This window comes from Promicromonospora sp. NPDC019610, from assembly GCF_044389365.1.
GTDB lineage: Bacteria > Actinomycetota > Actinomycetes > Actinomycetales > Cellulomonadaceae > Promicromonospora.
This window is the reverse complement of sequence record NZ_JBIRXX010000001.1, coordinates 2,122,727-2,137,554: the sequence shown is the minus strand read 5'-3', so window position 1 is coordinate 2,137,554 and position 14,828 is coordinate 2,122,727. Positions and strand designations below refer to the sequence as shown.

At 73.1% G+C, this 14,828-nt stretch carries 9 protein-coding genes; 2 read left to right on the top strand and 7 right to left on the bottom strand.

All coding sequences use genetic code 11. The annotated features are described in order from the left end of the window. Window positions 1-74 precede the first annotated feature (74 nt). Entirely contained in the window at window positions 75-3,653 is a 3,579-nt protein-coding gene (locus tag ACH45N_RS09510) for an ATP-binding cassette domain-containing protein (RefSeq protein ID WP_397393163.1), read from the top strand. Window positions 3,654-3,658: 5 nt separating this feature from the next. Here ACH45N_RS09510 and ACH45N_RS09505 read toward each other — a convergent pair whose 3' ends face one another. The 4 genes from ACH45N_RS09505 to ACH45N_RS09490 all read right to left on the bottom strand — a co-directional run bounded on the left by ACH45N_RS09505 (window position 3,659) and on the right by ACH45N_RS09490 (window position 9,268). After that, complete coding sequence (locus tag ACH45N_RS09505; protein WP_397393162.1) at window positions 3,659-5,467, bottom strand: dipeptide ABC transporter ATP-binding protein; 1,809 nt, start codon at window positions 5,465-5,467, stop codon at window positions 3,659-3,661. Next, the gene (locus ACH45N_RS09500; RefSeq protein WP_397393161.1) at window positions 5,464-7,170 is read right to left on the bottom strand and encodes an ABC transporter substrate-binding protein; all 1,707 of its coding nucleotides are present in this window, start codon (window positions 7,168-7,170) and stop codon (window positions 5,464-5,466) included. Before ACH45N_RS09500 ends, ACH45N_RS09505 begins: the two co-directional genes overlap by 4 nt. Window positions 7,171-7,280: 110 nt before the next feature. Next, window positions 7,281-8,288 (bottom strand): ABC transporter permease, encoded by a 1,008-nt coding sequence (locus tag ACH45N_RS09495; protein WP_397393160.1) that lies wholly within the window; start codon window positions 8,286-8,288, stop codon window positions 7,281-7,283. Beyond that, window positions 8,285-9,268 carry an ABC transporter permease gene (locus ACH45N_RS09490; protein ID WP_397393159.1) on the bottom strand — a complete coding sequence of 328 codons (984 nt, stop codon included), beginning with the start codon at window positions 9,266-9,268 and terminating at the stop codon, window positions 8,285-8,287. The genes ACH45N_RS09495 and ACH45N_RS09490 overlap by 4 nt, the downstream gene beginning before the upstream one ends. 285 nt (window positions 9,269-9,553) lie before the next feature. Between ACH45N_RS09490 and valS the strand changes: the two genes are divergently transcribed. Beyond that, a complete protein-coding gene (valS, locus tag ACH45N_RS09485) occupies window positions 9,554-12,319 on the top strand; it encodes a valine--tRNA ligase (protein WP_397393158.1) in 2,766 nt (921 codons plus the stop codon). A 76-nt stretch (window positions 12,320-12,395) separates the two neighbouring features. Here valS and ACH45N_RS09480 read toward each other — a convergent pair whose 3' ends face one another. From ACH45N_RS09480 to ACH45N_RS09470, 3 genes are all read right to left on the bottom strand, one after another. Then, entirely contained in the window at window positions 12,396-12,902 is a 507-nt protein-coding gene (locus ACH45N_RS09480) for a DUF1877 family protein (protein WP_397393157.1), read from the bottom strand. A gap of 174 nt (window positions 12,903-13,076) precedes the next feature. Further along, window positions 13,077-14,255: a Vms1/Ankzf1 family peptidyl-tRNA hydrolase gene (locus ACH45N_RS09475; protein WP_397393156.1), complete on the bottom strand. Its 1,179-nt coding sequence runs from the start codon at window positions 14,253-14,255 to the stop codon at window positions 13,077-13,079. Window positions 14,256-14,459: 204 nt separating this feature from the next. Continuing rightward, a complete protein-coding gene (locus ACH45N_RS09470; RefSeq protein WP_285105256.1) occupies window positions 14,460-14,807 on the bottom strand; it encodes a chorismate mutase in 348 nt (115 codons plus the stop codon). Window positions 14,808-14,828: the final 21 nt, after the last annotated feature.

Sequence of the window (14,828 nt, the reverse complement as noted above, 5' to 3'; positions counted from 1 at the left end):
TCCCTCGGGGGACCTGTACGTCTGACAGGTCGTGGGCCCGATCGAGTGTCAGTGTCCGGTGGCAGAGTCGTGTCATGCCCCTCGTACCGGCTCGACCGAGCCGCAGGCTCCGCCTGCCCCGCGATCTGCGCCGCAGCCCGTGGCGCCGCCGCGCGCTGCGGGTCGGCGTCGTGGCCGTCCCGGCCGCGCTACTGGCGGCGGGCGCGTCGTCGTACGCCGCGGTGGTCACGGGGCACATGGCCGCGGACCCGACCCGGGACACCCTGCTCGTGCTCGCGGTCGTGAGCACCGCTGTCATCGTGTTCGACGCCGTGACGTGGCTGGTGGTGCAGCGGGGCGTGGCGCGCGCGGAGGCGACGCTGCGGTCGGAGCTGGCGGCGGCCGCGCTGGGCCAGCCCCTGCCGGAGCTGGAGGAGCAGGCCGTGGGCGAACTCCTGGACCGGGTCAACGGCGACCCCGAACGGCTCACCCGCGCGATCAGCGGGATCGGCATCACGCTCGGCCAGGCCGCGATCAGCCTCGTGGTGGGCTGGGTGGCCGCCGGCCTGGTGTGGTGGCCCGCCTGGGTGGCGTTCCCGCTGGTCGCCGCGGCGGTGCTGGTGTTCGCACGCCGGTCGGCGCGACCGTTGCGCGACCTGAGCAGGCGCGCCTCGGAGGCCGGCTCGGAGCACATGGCGCAGTTCGAGGAGGCGGTGGCGGCCCGGGACGATCTGCGCACCGCGCAGGGACAGCGATACGTGCTGCGCCGGTACGCCGAGCTGGCCGCGCGACAGATCCGGCTGCGGGAGGACTGGTCGGTCGCGTTCTCGCGCGTGCGGCTGCGCACCGAGCTGCCGCTGGACGCGCTGGTGGGCGCGGTGCTCGTGGGCGGGGTGTGGGCGGTCAGCGGCGGCGCGCTGGACGTCGCCCGGCTGGTCACGCTGTGGCTGCTGGTGACGGGGTTCGTGGGCCGGGTCGACGTGCTGGGCCGGCTGCTGCCCCGGGTCGAGGAGGCGATCGGCACGTTCCACCGGGTGCGCGACCTGCTCGGCGCGCCCCAGGAGCCCGCGGGCGGCGCACCGTTCCCCGGCCGGTCCGGCACCGGTGGGCGCGGGTCAGAGTCCGGCAGCCCGGGCGGGGTCGAGGTGGAGCTGCGCGACCTGACCTTCTCCTACGGCGAGGGCTTTGCCCTGGGCCCCCTCACCCTGACCGTCCCGGCGGGCACCACGTGCGCGCTCGTGGGGCGCACCGGGTCGGGCAAGACGACGGTGACCAAGATGCTGTCGCGCGCGGTCGAGCCGCCCGCCGGGAGCGTGTTCCTGGGCGGCCAGGACGTCACGGGCCTGGACGTGCACGGGCTGCGCACGCGGGTCGGCGTCGTCGGGCAGCGCACCGAGATCCTGGCGGCGACGCTCGCCGACAACATCACGCTCTGGGCGCCGGTCCCGGCCGCCCGGGTGGAGCAGGCCATGGACGCCCTGGGCCTGCGGGCGTGGGTCGCGTCGCTGCCCGAGGGGCTCGACACCCGGTTGGGACCCGACGGCGTGACCCTGTCCGCGGGTGAGGAGCAGCTCGTCGCCTTCGCACGGCTCCTGGTGCGCGACGTCGACGTCGTGGTGCTCGACGAAGCCACCGCGCGGATGGACCCCGCCACGGCGGAACGGGTCACCCTGGCCGCGCGGACACTCCTGGCAGGGCGGACGGCGATCGTCGTCGCCCACCGGCTGCCCACCGCGCGGCACGCCGACACCGTGGCCGTGCTCGACGGCGGACGGCTCGTCGAGCACGGGCCCTGGGGCCGGCTGGCGGCGTCGGACGGGCACTTCGCCCGGCTGGTCGCGGCGGCGGGGCTCACGGACGGCGAGCCGGTGCCCACGCCGGAGGCTGCCGTGCCGACGGTCCCGCCCGAGTCTCCTCCGCCCGCGGTTCCTTCCCCCGGGTCTCCGCCCGCAACGCCTCGCCCGGCCGCGCCGCGGCCGTCGATGGTGCGGGCGGTCTGGAGCACGCTGCGCGCCCGGCCGCACGGCATGCTGGTCCCGGCGATCGTGTTCGAGGTGGCCGACTACCTCACCTCGACCGGTCTGGTGGTCGGCTGGCTGTGGGCGTCAGCGGTCGTGGGCCTGGAGCACGGTTCCGCGCCCTGGCTGCTGGTGGGCGCCATCCTCGCGGCGATCGTGACCAACACCCTGCTGCCGCTGACGGTCCGGCCGACGAGCACCCGGTGGTGGGTCGACTCCCGGATGCGGCTGCACCTGTCCCTGCTGCGCGGGCAGACGGCGCAGCGCCGCACCGTCCGTGACGCCCCGGGCGAGATCGCGGCGCGCGCGCAGGAGGACTACCGCCTGACCGGCCACACCCAGGCCTGGAGCGAGGTGCTGACGGCGCCGCTCACCTTCGCCGTCCTGGTGGTGCTGAGCGGAAGCTGGCTGGCCGGCGCCATCGGCCTGGCCATGGCAGGCGTGATGTTCGCGGCGCAGGTGCTGGGCAGCCGGTCGGTCGCCGCGGCGGCACGGCGGGCGGGCGACGCCGCGGCGGAGCTGGGCCGGCTGCTCGGCTCGGCCCTCGACTCCGTGCGTACCGTCAAGCTCGCCTCGGCCACCGGGGGCGTGCTCGCGCAGGTCGCCCGCGTCGACGGGCGCCGCGTGCATGCGTCCCTGGTGGAGGAGCGGACCAACTTCCTGGTCGGCCTGGCGCCGTCCGTGCTGAGCCGCGTCGCGACGGTGCTCGCCTGGACGCTGCACCTGACAGGGACCTGGTCGCTGGGCACGACGCTCCTGGTCAGCACGTCGATCGGCACGTTCAGCTGGATCGGGTACAGCCTGGGCGCCCTCGTCACCAGCGCCGCGTCCGCCCGCCGCTGGGTCGAGGTCACCTCCCGGTACGCGGGCACCGAACGCCTCGCCGACGTGCCCGACGACGTCGACCTGTTCGCGGGCACGGCGGTCCCGGCGCGAGCCCGGTCGGGTGTCGGTGCCCTCTCCGCGCCGGGCCGCCTGCGCGAGCTCCGCCTCGACGGCGTCACTGCGACGCACGACGACGGCACCGTCGGCGTCTCCGGCGTGGACCTCACCGTGCGGCGCGGCGAGCTGGTGCTCGTGGTCGGCCGGGTCGGCTCCGGGAAGTCGTCCCTGCTCGGCGCGCTGTCGGGACTGGTCGACGTCGGCGGGCGGCTGTCCTGGAACGGCGCCACCGTCACGGATCCGCAGACGTTCCTGCGCCCGCCGCGCGTCGCGCACGTCGCCCAGGTGCCGCACGTCGTCTCCGGGACCGTCGCGGACAACGTACGGCTCGACCACGACCGCCCGGTCGACGGCCCCGTGCGGTCCGCAGGCCTCGACCGGGACGTCGCCGAGGCGGGCGGCACCGGCACGGTCGTGGGACACCGCGGCCTGCGGCTCTCGGGCGGCCAGGTCCAGCGGCTCGGTCTGGCGCGCGCCCTGGCCACGGGTTCCGACCTGCTGCTCGTGGACGACGTCTCGTCCGCCCTCGACGCCGTCACCGAGGCCGAGGTGTGGACCGGCCTGCGGGCCGCGGGCACCACGGTGCTCGGCACCACGTCGCGCGCCGCGACCCTTGCCGTCGCCGACCGGGTCGTGGTGCTCGACGGCGGGCGAGTCGCCGCCGTCGGGCGCTGGCGCGACCTGGCACCGCGCTGGTCCCACCTGGCCGGCTGACCGTGTCAGACCCGCACTGCCCGACGTTCCGCCTGCGCGTCCGGGTCCGCCACGGGCGCGGCGGTCACGAGCGCCCGCGTGTACGGGTCGACGGGCGCGCCCAGCACCTGCGCCGTCGGACCCGTCTCGACGATGCGCCCCTCCCGCATGACGGCGACCCGGTCGGCCACCCGCTCGACGACCGCCAGGTCGTGGGACACGAACAGGCACGCGAAGCCGAGCTCCGCCTGGAGGTCCCGGAACAGGTCGAGCACGTGCGCCTGGACGGAGACGTCGAGCGCGGACGTCGGCTCGTCCGCCACGAGCACCTGCGGTCCGAGCGCCACCGCCCGGGCGATCGCGACCCGCTGCCGCTGCCCACCGGACAGCTCGTGCGGGTACCGCAGCCCGTACCCGGGGCCGAGCCGGACCAGCTCCAGCAACTCGCGCACGCGGGCGTCCCGGGCGTCCCGGCCCAGGCCGGAGTGCAGCCGCAGCGGCTCGTCGACCGACTGTGCCACGGTCCAGCGCGGGTTCAGCGTCGAGGCCGGGTCCTGGAACACCACGCCCGTGGCCCGACGGCGCTCGGCCCGCTCCCGGCGCGACGCGCGTGCCAGGTCGACGCCGTCCACGACCGCGCGGCCCGACGTCGGCCGCAGCAGCCCCGCGACCACCTGGCCGAGGGTCGACTTGCCCGAGCCCGACTCCCCCACCAGGCCGAGCACCTCGCCCCGACCGATCGAGAGCGTGACGCCGTCGGCCGCGACCACGGGGTGCCGGCCGCCGTAGGAGACGGTGACGTCGTCGAGCAGCACGGCGGCACCGCCCGCCCCGACCCCGCTGGTCGGCCTCAGGACGTTGGTCGAGCTCGTCGAGACCTGGTTCCCCGCGGAGGAGGTCTCGACAGGCTCGACCAGCGGTGCCGGCTCGACCAGCGGGCTCCGCTCCCCCAGCCGCGGCACCGCCGCGAGCAGCGTGCGCGTGTAGTCCTCACGGGGCGCCGCGAACAGCTCGCGCACCGGCGCCGCCTCGACGATCCGCCCGTCGCGCATCACCACCACGTCGTCCGCGAGGTCGGCCACCACGCCCATGTCGTGCGTGATGAGCAGCACGGCCGTGCCGCGCTCGTCGCGCAGCCCGCGCAGCAGGTCGAGGATCCCGGCCTGGACGGTCACGTCCAGCGCCGTCGTCGGCTCGTCCGCGATGATCGCCACCGGATCCTGCGACAGCCCCATCGCGACGAGCGCGCGCTGGAGCTGACCGCCGGAGAGCTGGTGCGGGTACGCGGCGGCCACCCGCTGCGGGTCGCGCAGCCCGGCTTCGGCCAGCAGCTCCAGCACGCGCTCGTGCACCGCCCGCCGGGTGGGCCGGTCCGGTCCGCGCCGGTGCGCCCGCAGCGCCTCGGCGACCTGGTCGCCGATCGTGAGCACGGGGTTCCAGGCGCTCATCGGCTCCTGCGAGACGAGCGAGAGCACCGCGCCGCGCACCTCGCGGAAGGTCTCCGGGGACGCGCCGACCAGCTCGGTCGCCGCCCCTCCACCGGATCCGGCACCGCCACCGGCCTCTGCACCGCCACCGGCTCCGGCCCAGCCACCCGGCGAACCGCCCAGCCGGATCGACCCGCCGACGGCGGCGGCGTCGGGCAGCAGGCCCAGCACCGCCATCGCGGACACCGTCTTGCCCGAGCCGGACTCGCCCACCAGGGCGGTCACCCGCCCGGGGCGCAGCGCCCAGGACACGCCGTCGACGGCGGGCCGCTCGGCGTCGTCGAACACGACGGACAGCCCCTCCACCTGCAGGAGGGGCTGCCCGTCGGTCACCAGGACGCCGCTCACGGAGCCAGCGAGACCTGGAGGTAGTTCGGGTAGGCCGGGAAGTCCGGGATCCGGAAGTTCTCGACCTTCGAGCCGTGCAGGAACGAGTTCTTCGTGTAGATCAGCGGCACCACCGGGGCGTCGCCCAGGATGAGCTGGTCGGCCTCGACCCACAGCTTGGCCGCGGCGTCGACGTCGGTCTCCTCGGTCGCGCGGTCGATCAGGTCGTCCGCGTCCGGGTTGTCGTACCGGGCCAGGTTGTACCCGCCGTCGCCCACCTGGGACGAGTGGAACAGCGGCTGGATGTTGCCGTTCGCGCTCGGGAAGTCCGGCTGCCACGACGACAGCGTGAGGTCGTACTTCGAGCCGTCGCCCTGCGTCACGGTCTCGACCCACACCTCTTCGGCCTGCGGCACGATCTTGACCTTGAGGCCGGCGCGCTCCAGACCCTGCTGGATCGCCTGGGCCTTGGCCAGCGTCGGGGCGTCGTCCTCCACCACGAGGCGCAGCTCGCGGCCCGACCAGCCGGCGTCGTCCAGCAGCTTCTCGGCCTGCTCGACGTCGCCCTCCGGTGCCACGTCGTTCACGCCGTTCGAGTACTCCTCGCGGCCCGGGATGCCGGGCGTGACCAGCGTGGTCGCGAAGTCGCCCGCGATCTCGCCGCCGGACGCGACGCGGTACGCGTTCTTGTCCACGGCCAGGCTGATCGCCTTGCGGACGTCGAGGTCGTCCAGGCCGTCGGCCTCGGTGTTGATCGCGAGGTACGCGAGCGCCCCCGGGCCGGAGGTGACCAGGCGGTCCTTGGCCGGGCCCTGCTGCACCTGCGCGAGCTGCGCGGGCGGCACGAACGTGGCGCCGAACGCCGAGGCGTCGGCACCGGAGTCGGCGATGAGGCGCTGGGCCACGACCGTCTCGTCCTGGCTCAGCTCGAAGACCACCGAGTCCGGGCCCGCGGTGCGGGCGTCGTCCGTGGCCGGGTCCCACTCGGGGTTGCGCTCCAGGGTCACCGAGGTGCCCTCGACGGTGTCGGCCACCCGGTAGGGGCCGGTGGCGACGGGCTGGGTCGTGTAGGTCTGGATGTCGTCCTTCGCCTCGGGGACGGCGCCGAACGCCGGCATCGAGACGATCCACGGCCAGTCGCCGTACGCGCTGTCCAGGTGGAACACGATCGTCTTGTCGTCCGGCGTCTCGATCGAGTCGAGCTCGTCGCCCTGGAACGGGCCGCCGTACTCGTCGGCCCCCTCCAGCAGGTTCTTGTGGTAGCTCAGGCCGCCCGACAGCTCCGGGGCGAACGAGCGCTCCACGGAGTACTTGACGTCCGCCGAGGTGATCGGCGTGCCGTCCTCGAACTTCAGGCCGTCCTTGAGCGTGTAGGTCCAGCTCGCCCCGTCGTCCGACGGCGTGCCGGTGTCGGTCGCGAGGTCCGGGACCACCTCGGTGGTGCCGTCGGCGTTGGTCTGCCACGCCGTGAGCCGGCGCTCGACCAGGCCGAGCGTGGTGATCGCGAGGTTCTGGCTGGTGGCCGGGTCCCAGTTGATCGACGGCGCCGCGGTCAGGATGTGCAGCTCGCCGCCCTGCTGGACGGCGGTCGCCTCGTCGCTCGAGGCCGCGCCCGGCTGCGAGTTGGCGTTGCAGGCCGTCAGCGCGAGCGTGGCGGCGACGGCGATGCCGGCGACCGCCACCCGGCGGGCGGGCCTGCGGGTGGGACGTGGTGCGAGGTTCATCTGGTCTTCTCGTCTCTACGAGGTGCTGCGGAGTTCTGGGGTGCTACGGCAGTGCGGGACACGGCGTCCCGCGGGGTGCGGGGTCGGACGTCACCGACGACATCGCCGGGTCATCGGGTCCTCCCTCCGCGCCGCACCCGCGGGTCGAGCACGCCGTAGACGACGTCGACCGCCAGGTTCGCGATCACCACGATGGCCGCGGTGAACACCGTGACGCCCACCAGCAGCGGGACGTCGGTGGCGCCCACCGCCTCCATGAGCAGGGCGCCGATGCCGGGCATCGAGAACACCCGCTCGGTGATGACGGTCCCGCCGAGGAGCGCGCCGAGGTCCAGCGCGAAGAGCGTGACCACGGGGATCGCCGCGTTGCGCAGCGCGTGCCGGGTCACGACCCGGCGTTCCGTGATGCCCTTGGCCCGGGCCGTGCGGACGTACGGCGAGCCGAGCTCCTCCAGCATCTGCGAGCGTGTCAGCCGCGTGTAGACGGCCGCCGACAACAGGGCCAGCACGGACCACGGCAGCACCAGGTGCCACGCCCAGTCCACGGGGCTCTGGGCGAACGGCACGTAGCCGGACACCGGGACCATGTCGAGCGTGAAGCCGAACAGCAGGATCCCGAGCAGTCCCACCAGGTAGCTGGGCGCGGAGACCCCGGTGATCGCCCCGATCATGAGCCCGCGGTCCAGGGCGGTGCCGCGGCGCACCGCGGCCACGGCGCCGGCGCCCACACCCACGACGAGCCAGAGCACCGCCGCGCCGACCGCGATCGACGCCGTCACGGGAAACCGTCCCACGATGAGCTCGGTGACCGGCGCGTTCCGGACGAAGGAGTAGCCGAGGCACGGCTGCGGGCAGTCGATCGTCGCGCCCGCCGAGCCGAAGGTGCGACCGGTGAACACGCCGCGCACGAACTCCCACCACTGCTCCACGACGGACTTGTCGAGCCCCATGAACGCCCGCGCCGTCTCCAGCCGTTCGGGTGTGCAGGGCCGGCCGCAGGCGAGCTGCGCCGGGTCCGCGGGCAGCAGCACGAACAGCGCGTAGGTGAGGAACGAGACCGTGAGCAGCACGAACACGAGCGTCGCGAGCCGGGTCGCCAGGAAGCGGACGAGGTTCATCGCGCACCCCCTCGACGGCGCCGCCGCCTCGGGCCGCCGCCGCGCGGGTCGAGCGCGTCCCGCAGGCCGTCGCCGAACGCGTTGAACGCCAGCGTGACGCCGAACAGCGCGAGCCCCGGGAAGAGCAGGTAGACGGGGTCCACGGAGAACCACGTGACGGCGTCGCCGATCGACCGGCCCCAGGACGGCGTGGGCGGCGGCACGCCCACGCCCAGGAACGACAGCGCGGCCTCCGAGCCGATCGCGCCCGGGATGGAGATGGTCGCGAACACGACGACGGTCGAGGCGAGGTTGGGCAGCACCTGCCGGAACAGCACGTGCGCGTGCGAGGCGCCCAGCGCCTGGGAGGCGCGCACGAACCCGGCGGCGCGCAGCGCCATGACCTGGCCGCGCACCACGCGGGCGATCGACGACCAGCCGAACAGCCCGATGACGAGCACCAGGAGCAGCAGGCGGGGGAACCAGTCGGGTGCGACGGCGCCGACGGCGATCATGAACACGAGCGCGGGCAGCCCGATGAGGACGTCGATCAGCCGGGCCACCACCCAGTCGACCCAGCCGCCGAAGTAGCCGGCGACCAGGCCAAGCACCGTCCCGACCAGCATGGCCACGACCGTGGCGCCGAGGCCGACCAGGAGCGACGTGCGCGAGCCCATGACGACGATGGCGAACAGGTCGCGGCCCGTCAGCGGCTCGACGCCGAACCAGTGCTCCGCGCTGACACCGCCCAGCGGCCCGGCGGGCGCGCCTGTGGGCCCGAGCGCGTCGAGGTCGTAGGTGTACGGGTCCACGCCGAGCGCGCGGGTGATCAGGGGCGCGGCCAGCGCCACGAGCGCGTAGAGCACGACGACGACGGCGCCCACCAGGGCGAACCGGTCCCGGGCCAGGCGGCGCCACAGGGACGCGCGGCGGACGGCGGCGGCAGCGCTGCCGGCCGGTGCGGTCGGCGCGACCAGCTCGTCGGAGCGGTCGAGCGACATGGGACTCCTAGGTACGACGGGACATGACGGGGCGGTGCGGCGAGCACCGACAACACGACATGCGCACGATTCGTCTCCTGGAGAGCGTCGGACGGCCACGATGACCGCCCTGACCGGTGTGCCCGGTTCCGGGCCCGGCAGAACGATAGTGCATGCCTCTGGCACCTATCGACCATCTCGAAGTATCTGTGGCGGACGTCTCGTCGACGCACCCCGCGCGCACGGCCGTCGCAGCCTGTGGAAGACGTGCGCCTCGGGTTGCTCGAATCTGGGACACTGGTGCGCATGAGCATTCCCGCCTCCACCGGGCCGACGGACCCGGCCGCGACCACACCCGCACCTGACACGACACCGACCCCTGCCGCCGCCGCGGTACCGGGCGCCGAGGTCGTACGCGCGGTGGTCAAGGAGGTACCGGACAAGGTCAGTGCGGACGGCCTCGAGGCCAAGTTCGACGAGCGCTGGACCGCCGAGCAGACCTTCGCCTTCGACCGCACCAAGACCCGTGCCGAGGTCTTCTCGATCGACACCCCGCCGCCGACGGTGTCGGGCTCCCTGCACGTGGGGCACGTGTTCAGCTACACGCACACTGACATCGTGGCGCGCTACAAGCGCATGCGCGGCCTCGAGGTCTTCTACCCCATGGGCTGGGACGACAACGGCCTGCCCACCGAGCGCCGCGTGCAGAACTACTACGGCGTCCGCGTGGACCTCTCCCTGCCCTACGACCCCGACTTCACGCCGCCGTTCGAGGGCACCGACAAGAACGTCAAGGCCGCCGACCAGGTCCCGGTCAGCCGGCGCAACTTCATCGAGCTCTGCGAGCGGCTGACGGCCGAGGACGAGAAAGAGTTCGAGGTGCTCTGGCGGCGCCTCGGCGTCTCCGTGGACTGGGCGCAGACCTACCAGACCATCAGCGACTCCTCGCGCGCCACGGCGCAGCGGGCGTTCGTCCGCAACTTCCAGCGCGGCGAGGCCTACCAGGCCGAGGCCCCGGGCCTGTGGGACGTCACGTTCCAGACCGCCGTGGCCCAGGCCGAGCTGGAGGCCCGCGACTACCCCGGGCACTTCCACAAGGTCGCGTTCCACAAGCCCGACGGCGAGCCGGTCTACATCGAGACCACGCGCCCCGAGCTGATCCCCGCGGCGGTCGCGCTCATCGCGCACCCGGACGACGAGCGCTACCAGCACCTGTTCGGCACCACCGTGACGTCCCCGCTGTTCGGGGTCGAGATCCCCGTCCTGGCGCACCACCTGGCGGAGCCCGACAAGGGCGCCGGCATCGCGATGTGCTGCACCTTCGGTGACCTCACCGACGTGCAGTGGTGGCGCGAGCTGCAGCTGCCGACGCGCTCGATCATCAACCGCGACGGCCGCATCACGCGCGAGCTGCCGGAGTGGCTCACGGGCGGCCCGGGCGCGGAGCTGTTCGAGGCCGAGGTCGCGGGCAAGACGACCTTCAGCGCCCGCAAGGCCATCGTCGAGGCACTCACCGCCTCGGGCGACATGCCGACCGAGCCCGTCGCCACCCAGCGCAAGGCCAACTTCTTCGAGAAGGGCGACAAGCCCCTCGAGATCGTGACGTCGCGCCAGTGGTACATCCGCAACGGCGGCCGCGACCAGGAGCTGCGCGAGGAGCTGCTGGCCCGCGGCAAGGAGCTCGACTTCCACCCGGACTTCATGCGGGTGCGCTACCAGAACTGGGTCAACGGCCTGAACGGCGACTGGCTGGTCAGCCGCCAGCGCTTCTTCGGCGTCGCTATCCCGCTCTGGTACCCGGTCGACGCGTCGGGCGAGGTGGACTACGCCCACCCGATCGTCCCAGCCGAGGAGGCCCTGCCCGTCGACCCCACGTCGCAGGCGCCCGCCGGCTACACCGAGGAGCAGCGCGGCCAGGCCGGCGGCTTCGTGGGCGACGCGGACGTCATGGACACCTGGGCCACCTCGTCCCTGACCCCGCAGATCGTCGGCGGCTGGGAGCGGGACCAGGACCTCTTCGAGCGCGTGTACCCGATGGACCTGCGCCCCCAGGGCCAGGACATCATCCGCACCTGGCTGTTCTCCACCGTGGTGCGCTCGCACCTGGAGAACAAGGTGCTGCCCTGGAAGAACGCGACGATCAGCGGCTGGATCCTCGACCCGGACCGCAAGAAGATGTCGAAGTCCAAGGGCAACGTCGTCACGCCGATGGACCTGCTCGTCGAGCACGGCTCGGACGCGGTGCGGTACTGGGCGGCCTCGGCCCGCCTGGGCACCGACGCGGCGTTCGAGGTGGGTCAGATGAAGATCGGTCGCCGCCTGGCGATCAAGGTCCTCAACGCCTCGAAGTTCGCACTGTCGTTCGGCGGCGGCGCGGGCAGCGAGATCGCCCTCGACCCGGCGGCGGTCACGGTCTCCCTGGACCGGTCGATGCTCGCGGGCCTGGCGGGCGTGGTCGAGCAGGCCACGGCCGCGCTGGAGGCCTACGACCACACCCGTGCGCTCGAGCTGACGGAGACGTTCTTCTGGACGTTCTGCGACGACTACCTCGAGCTCGTCAAGGACCGCGCGTACGGCGCGGGCGCCGACTCGGCGGACATCACGCCGGAGACAGCCTCGGCCCGCACCGCCCTGGCCGTCGCGCTCGACACCATGCTCCGCCTGCTGGCGCCCTACCTCCCGTTCGCCACGGAAGAGGTCTGGTCCTGGTGGCGCGAGGGTTCGGTGCACCGCGCGCCCTGGCCCGTGGCCGAGCCGCTGCGCGCGGCCGGCGGCGCCGCCGACCCGGCCGACCTCGCGGCCGCCGGGCACGCGCTCGCCGCGCTGCGCAAGGTGAAGTCCGAGGCCAAGGCCTCGATGCGCACGCCTATCGTGGCGGCGTCGCTGGCCGTCCCGGCCGCCTCGCTGACGGCGGTCGAGACCGCGGTCGAGGACGTCAAGGCCGCCGGCCGTGTCACCGGCCCGCTCGACCTGGTCACCGCCGCGGAGGGCCAGGGCGACCCGGCCGTCCAGGGCGGGATCGTCGTCACCTCCAGCGAGCTGGGCGAGGCCCCGCCGCGCAACAAGGGCTGAGCCCGGGCAGACAGAACGGGGGCGGGACACTGATCGGCGTCCCGCCCCCGTTCTTTTCCGCTGCGACTGTTCCGGCTCAGTTGAGCATCAGCACCACCGCGTCGCCCGCCTCGGCCGCGGCACCGTAGAACGCGGTCAGCTCGCCGTAGGCGACCGCCAGGCGCTCGTGGTCGGTCTCTGCGGCGTGCTCACCCGGGTCCGGGCACACGTCCTCGTCGCACACCTGGTCGGCCACGGCCAGCGGCGCCAGGGTGTCGAACGACGTACCCACCAGGAACGCGGCCGCCTTCTCCACCTCCTCCGGGCCCAGGTAGCGCACCGGCGTGATCCCGTCGGTGGAAGCCAGCGCCGCACCGCCCTGCACCGGGTCGACGGGCATGCCGCCGTGCACCCGGAGCACCGTGTGGAGCGGACCCCACACGGTGCCGATGCTGAAGTACCTGGCCTCCTGTGCCGGAAGATCCACCTCCACCCATTCGCCGGCGAGCTCGTCGATGTGCTCCAGCGCCCAGGTCAGATCTGTCCGTGCCTTGTCGAAGTCGTCGGCGGCAAGCCGCGCGTACTCACAATGAATCATCCCCATGGCCCAGGACCGTACCGATAATGCGTTTCCGTGTGTATGGGCAAAACGGACACATTCCGGCGCAACAATTTCCCATACGCGGTAAATCGGAAATTCCATCCAGTCTGGCGCCCGTTCTGAGCGCCTTTTGTCCGATCAACCGGCCGAGAATTCACATCGAATTCACGTGGGAGGTCAGTGCAGCCGACGGTCGTCGCCGGACATGCTCGCGAGCACCTCCGTGGGCGTCCCGTCGTCACGCCAGCGCAGGGTCGCGCCGACGCCGTCCATGAGCTCCACCGAACCCTCGGGCGCGAACGTCAGGCCCGCGTCCTGACCCACCGCCGCGCGCACGAGCGCGACGCTGGCGGGCAGCTCCTCGAGCCGCTCCGTCACCCCCATGGCCTCGAGGTCGGACCGGTCGCCCGCGATGTGCATCGGGTCAGGCCCGATCCACAGCTTGCGCCCGTTCATCCGGCCGGGGCTCGTCCCGTACTCCTCCGCGAGCACGAGCTCCTTGACCTGACCGCGGGCGAGCACCGCCACGACGTCGTCCACCGAGGTCACGGCGTTCGACTCCCGGCCGAGCTCCTGACGCAGCTCTGCCAGCACCCGTTCGCGCCGCCGCTCCCGGTAGGAGTCCAGGGCGTCGGACACCCGCTCGGCGAAGGCGCTCTCGTTCACGCCCCCGTTGCGCCCGCCACCGGGCACCTCGACCAGCTTGTCGGTCGTCGGCGTCGTCAGCGCGGCCCGGGTGAGCGAGACCGCCCGCTTGTCCCCGGTGAGCAGCACCAGCTCCGGGTCGGACTCCCCCACGTGCCGTTCGATCTCGGCCGCCACGGCGGCGGCGTTGCGCTCCCAGGAGTCCTCGGCACGGGACTCTATCCGCGCGCGCTTGATCCCCGAGGAGCTGGTCTTCTCGATCTCGTCGTGGGGCGCCTGGAAGGTGCTGTGCACCTTGGCGTCCGGTCCCGCGCGGAGAAAGTCCGCGCCCGCCCGGTCCACCGTCACCTTGAGCAGCTCCACCGACTCGTCGGCGGCGAGGGCTGCCTGCAACAGGGCCGGCACGGCCTCCCAGGAGCCGGAGCTCGCGGTCGGCGGGTTGTTCACCACGCGGTCCACCAGCACGCCCGTCTCGTCGGCGATGACGACCCGGCCGTGCGGTCCCGGGACCCTCGTGGGTCGCAGCACCACCTCTTCGATCGCGTCCAGCACGGCGTCCGGAGCCTTCTGCTGCGCCAGGTCCCTGCGCACTGCGTTCCAGCGCCCGCCGACGTCGCGGTCGGCGGCGTGCTCGGACGGTGTCGCGTCCAGGCACAGGGTGGCGAACGGTCCCGGGTGGCCGAGGAGGGGTTTGAGCCAATCGATCTTCATGAACACCTCCGCATCACCCGCCGAGGTCGAGGCGATGCCCTACCGCATGACCTCGCCCCGGCGTTGACTCCAGGAAACGACGGATCTCGGGCACACGCCACCCCTGTGGGGGAAATTTCTGTGACCTGTACAGGAGATATTCGGACCCGAGGTTTGCCAAGTTCCCGGAGAGGGCAAAAATGCGTCACGCACAGGTCATCACCTTCAAGCGTAGGTGTCGACCTCAGGCAGGTTGTCGCCCTTGTGCTGCGCGGCGATCAGCTCGTGGTGGCGGATCACCTCGCTCACGATGAACTGGCGGAACTGCTCGGCGAACTCGGGGTCCAGGCCGGACTCCTCGGCGATGCTCGTGAGCCGGGCGATCTGCTCCTGCTCGCGGGCCGGGTCGGCCGGGGGCAGCCCGCCGACGGCCTTGAGCTCCCCCACCCGGCGCGTCACCCGGAACCGCTCGGCGAGCAGGTAGACCAGGGCCGCGTCGATGTTGTCGATGCTCCCGCGGAGCCGGATGATCTCAGACGGCACCGGAGCGCTGGTCGGTTCGTTGTCAGACACAAGTAGAGGCTAACCGGCCGT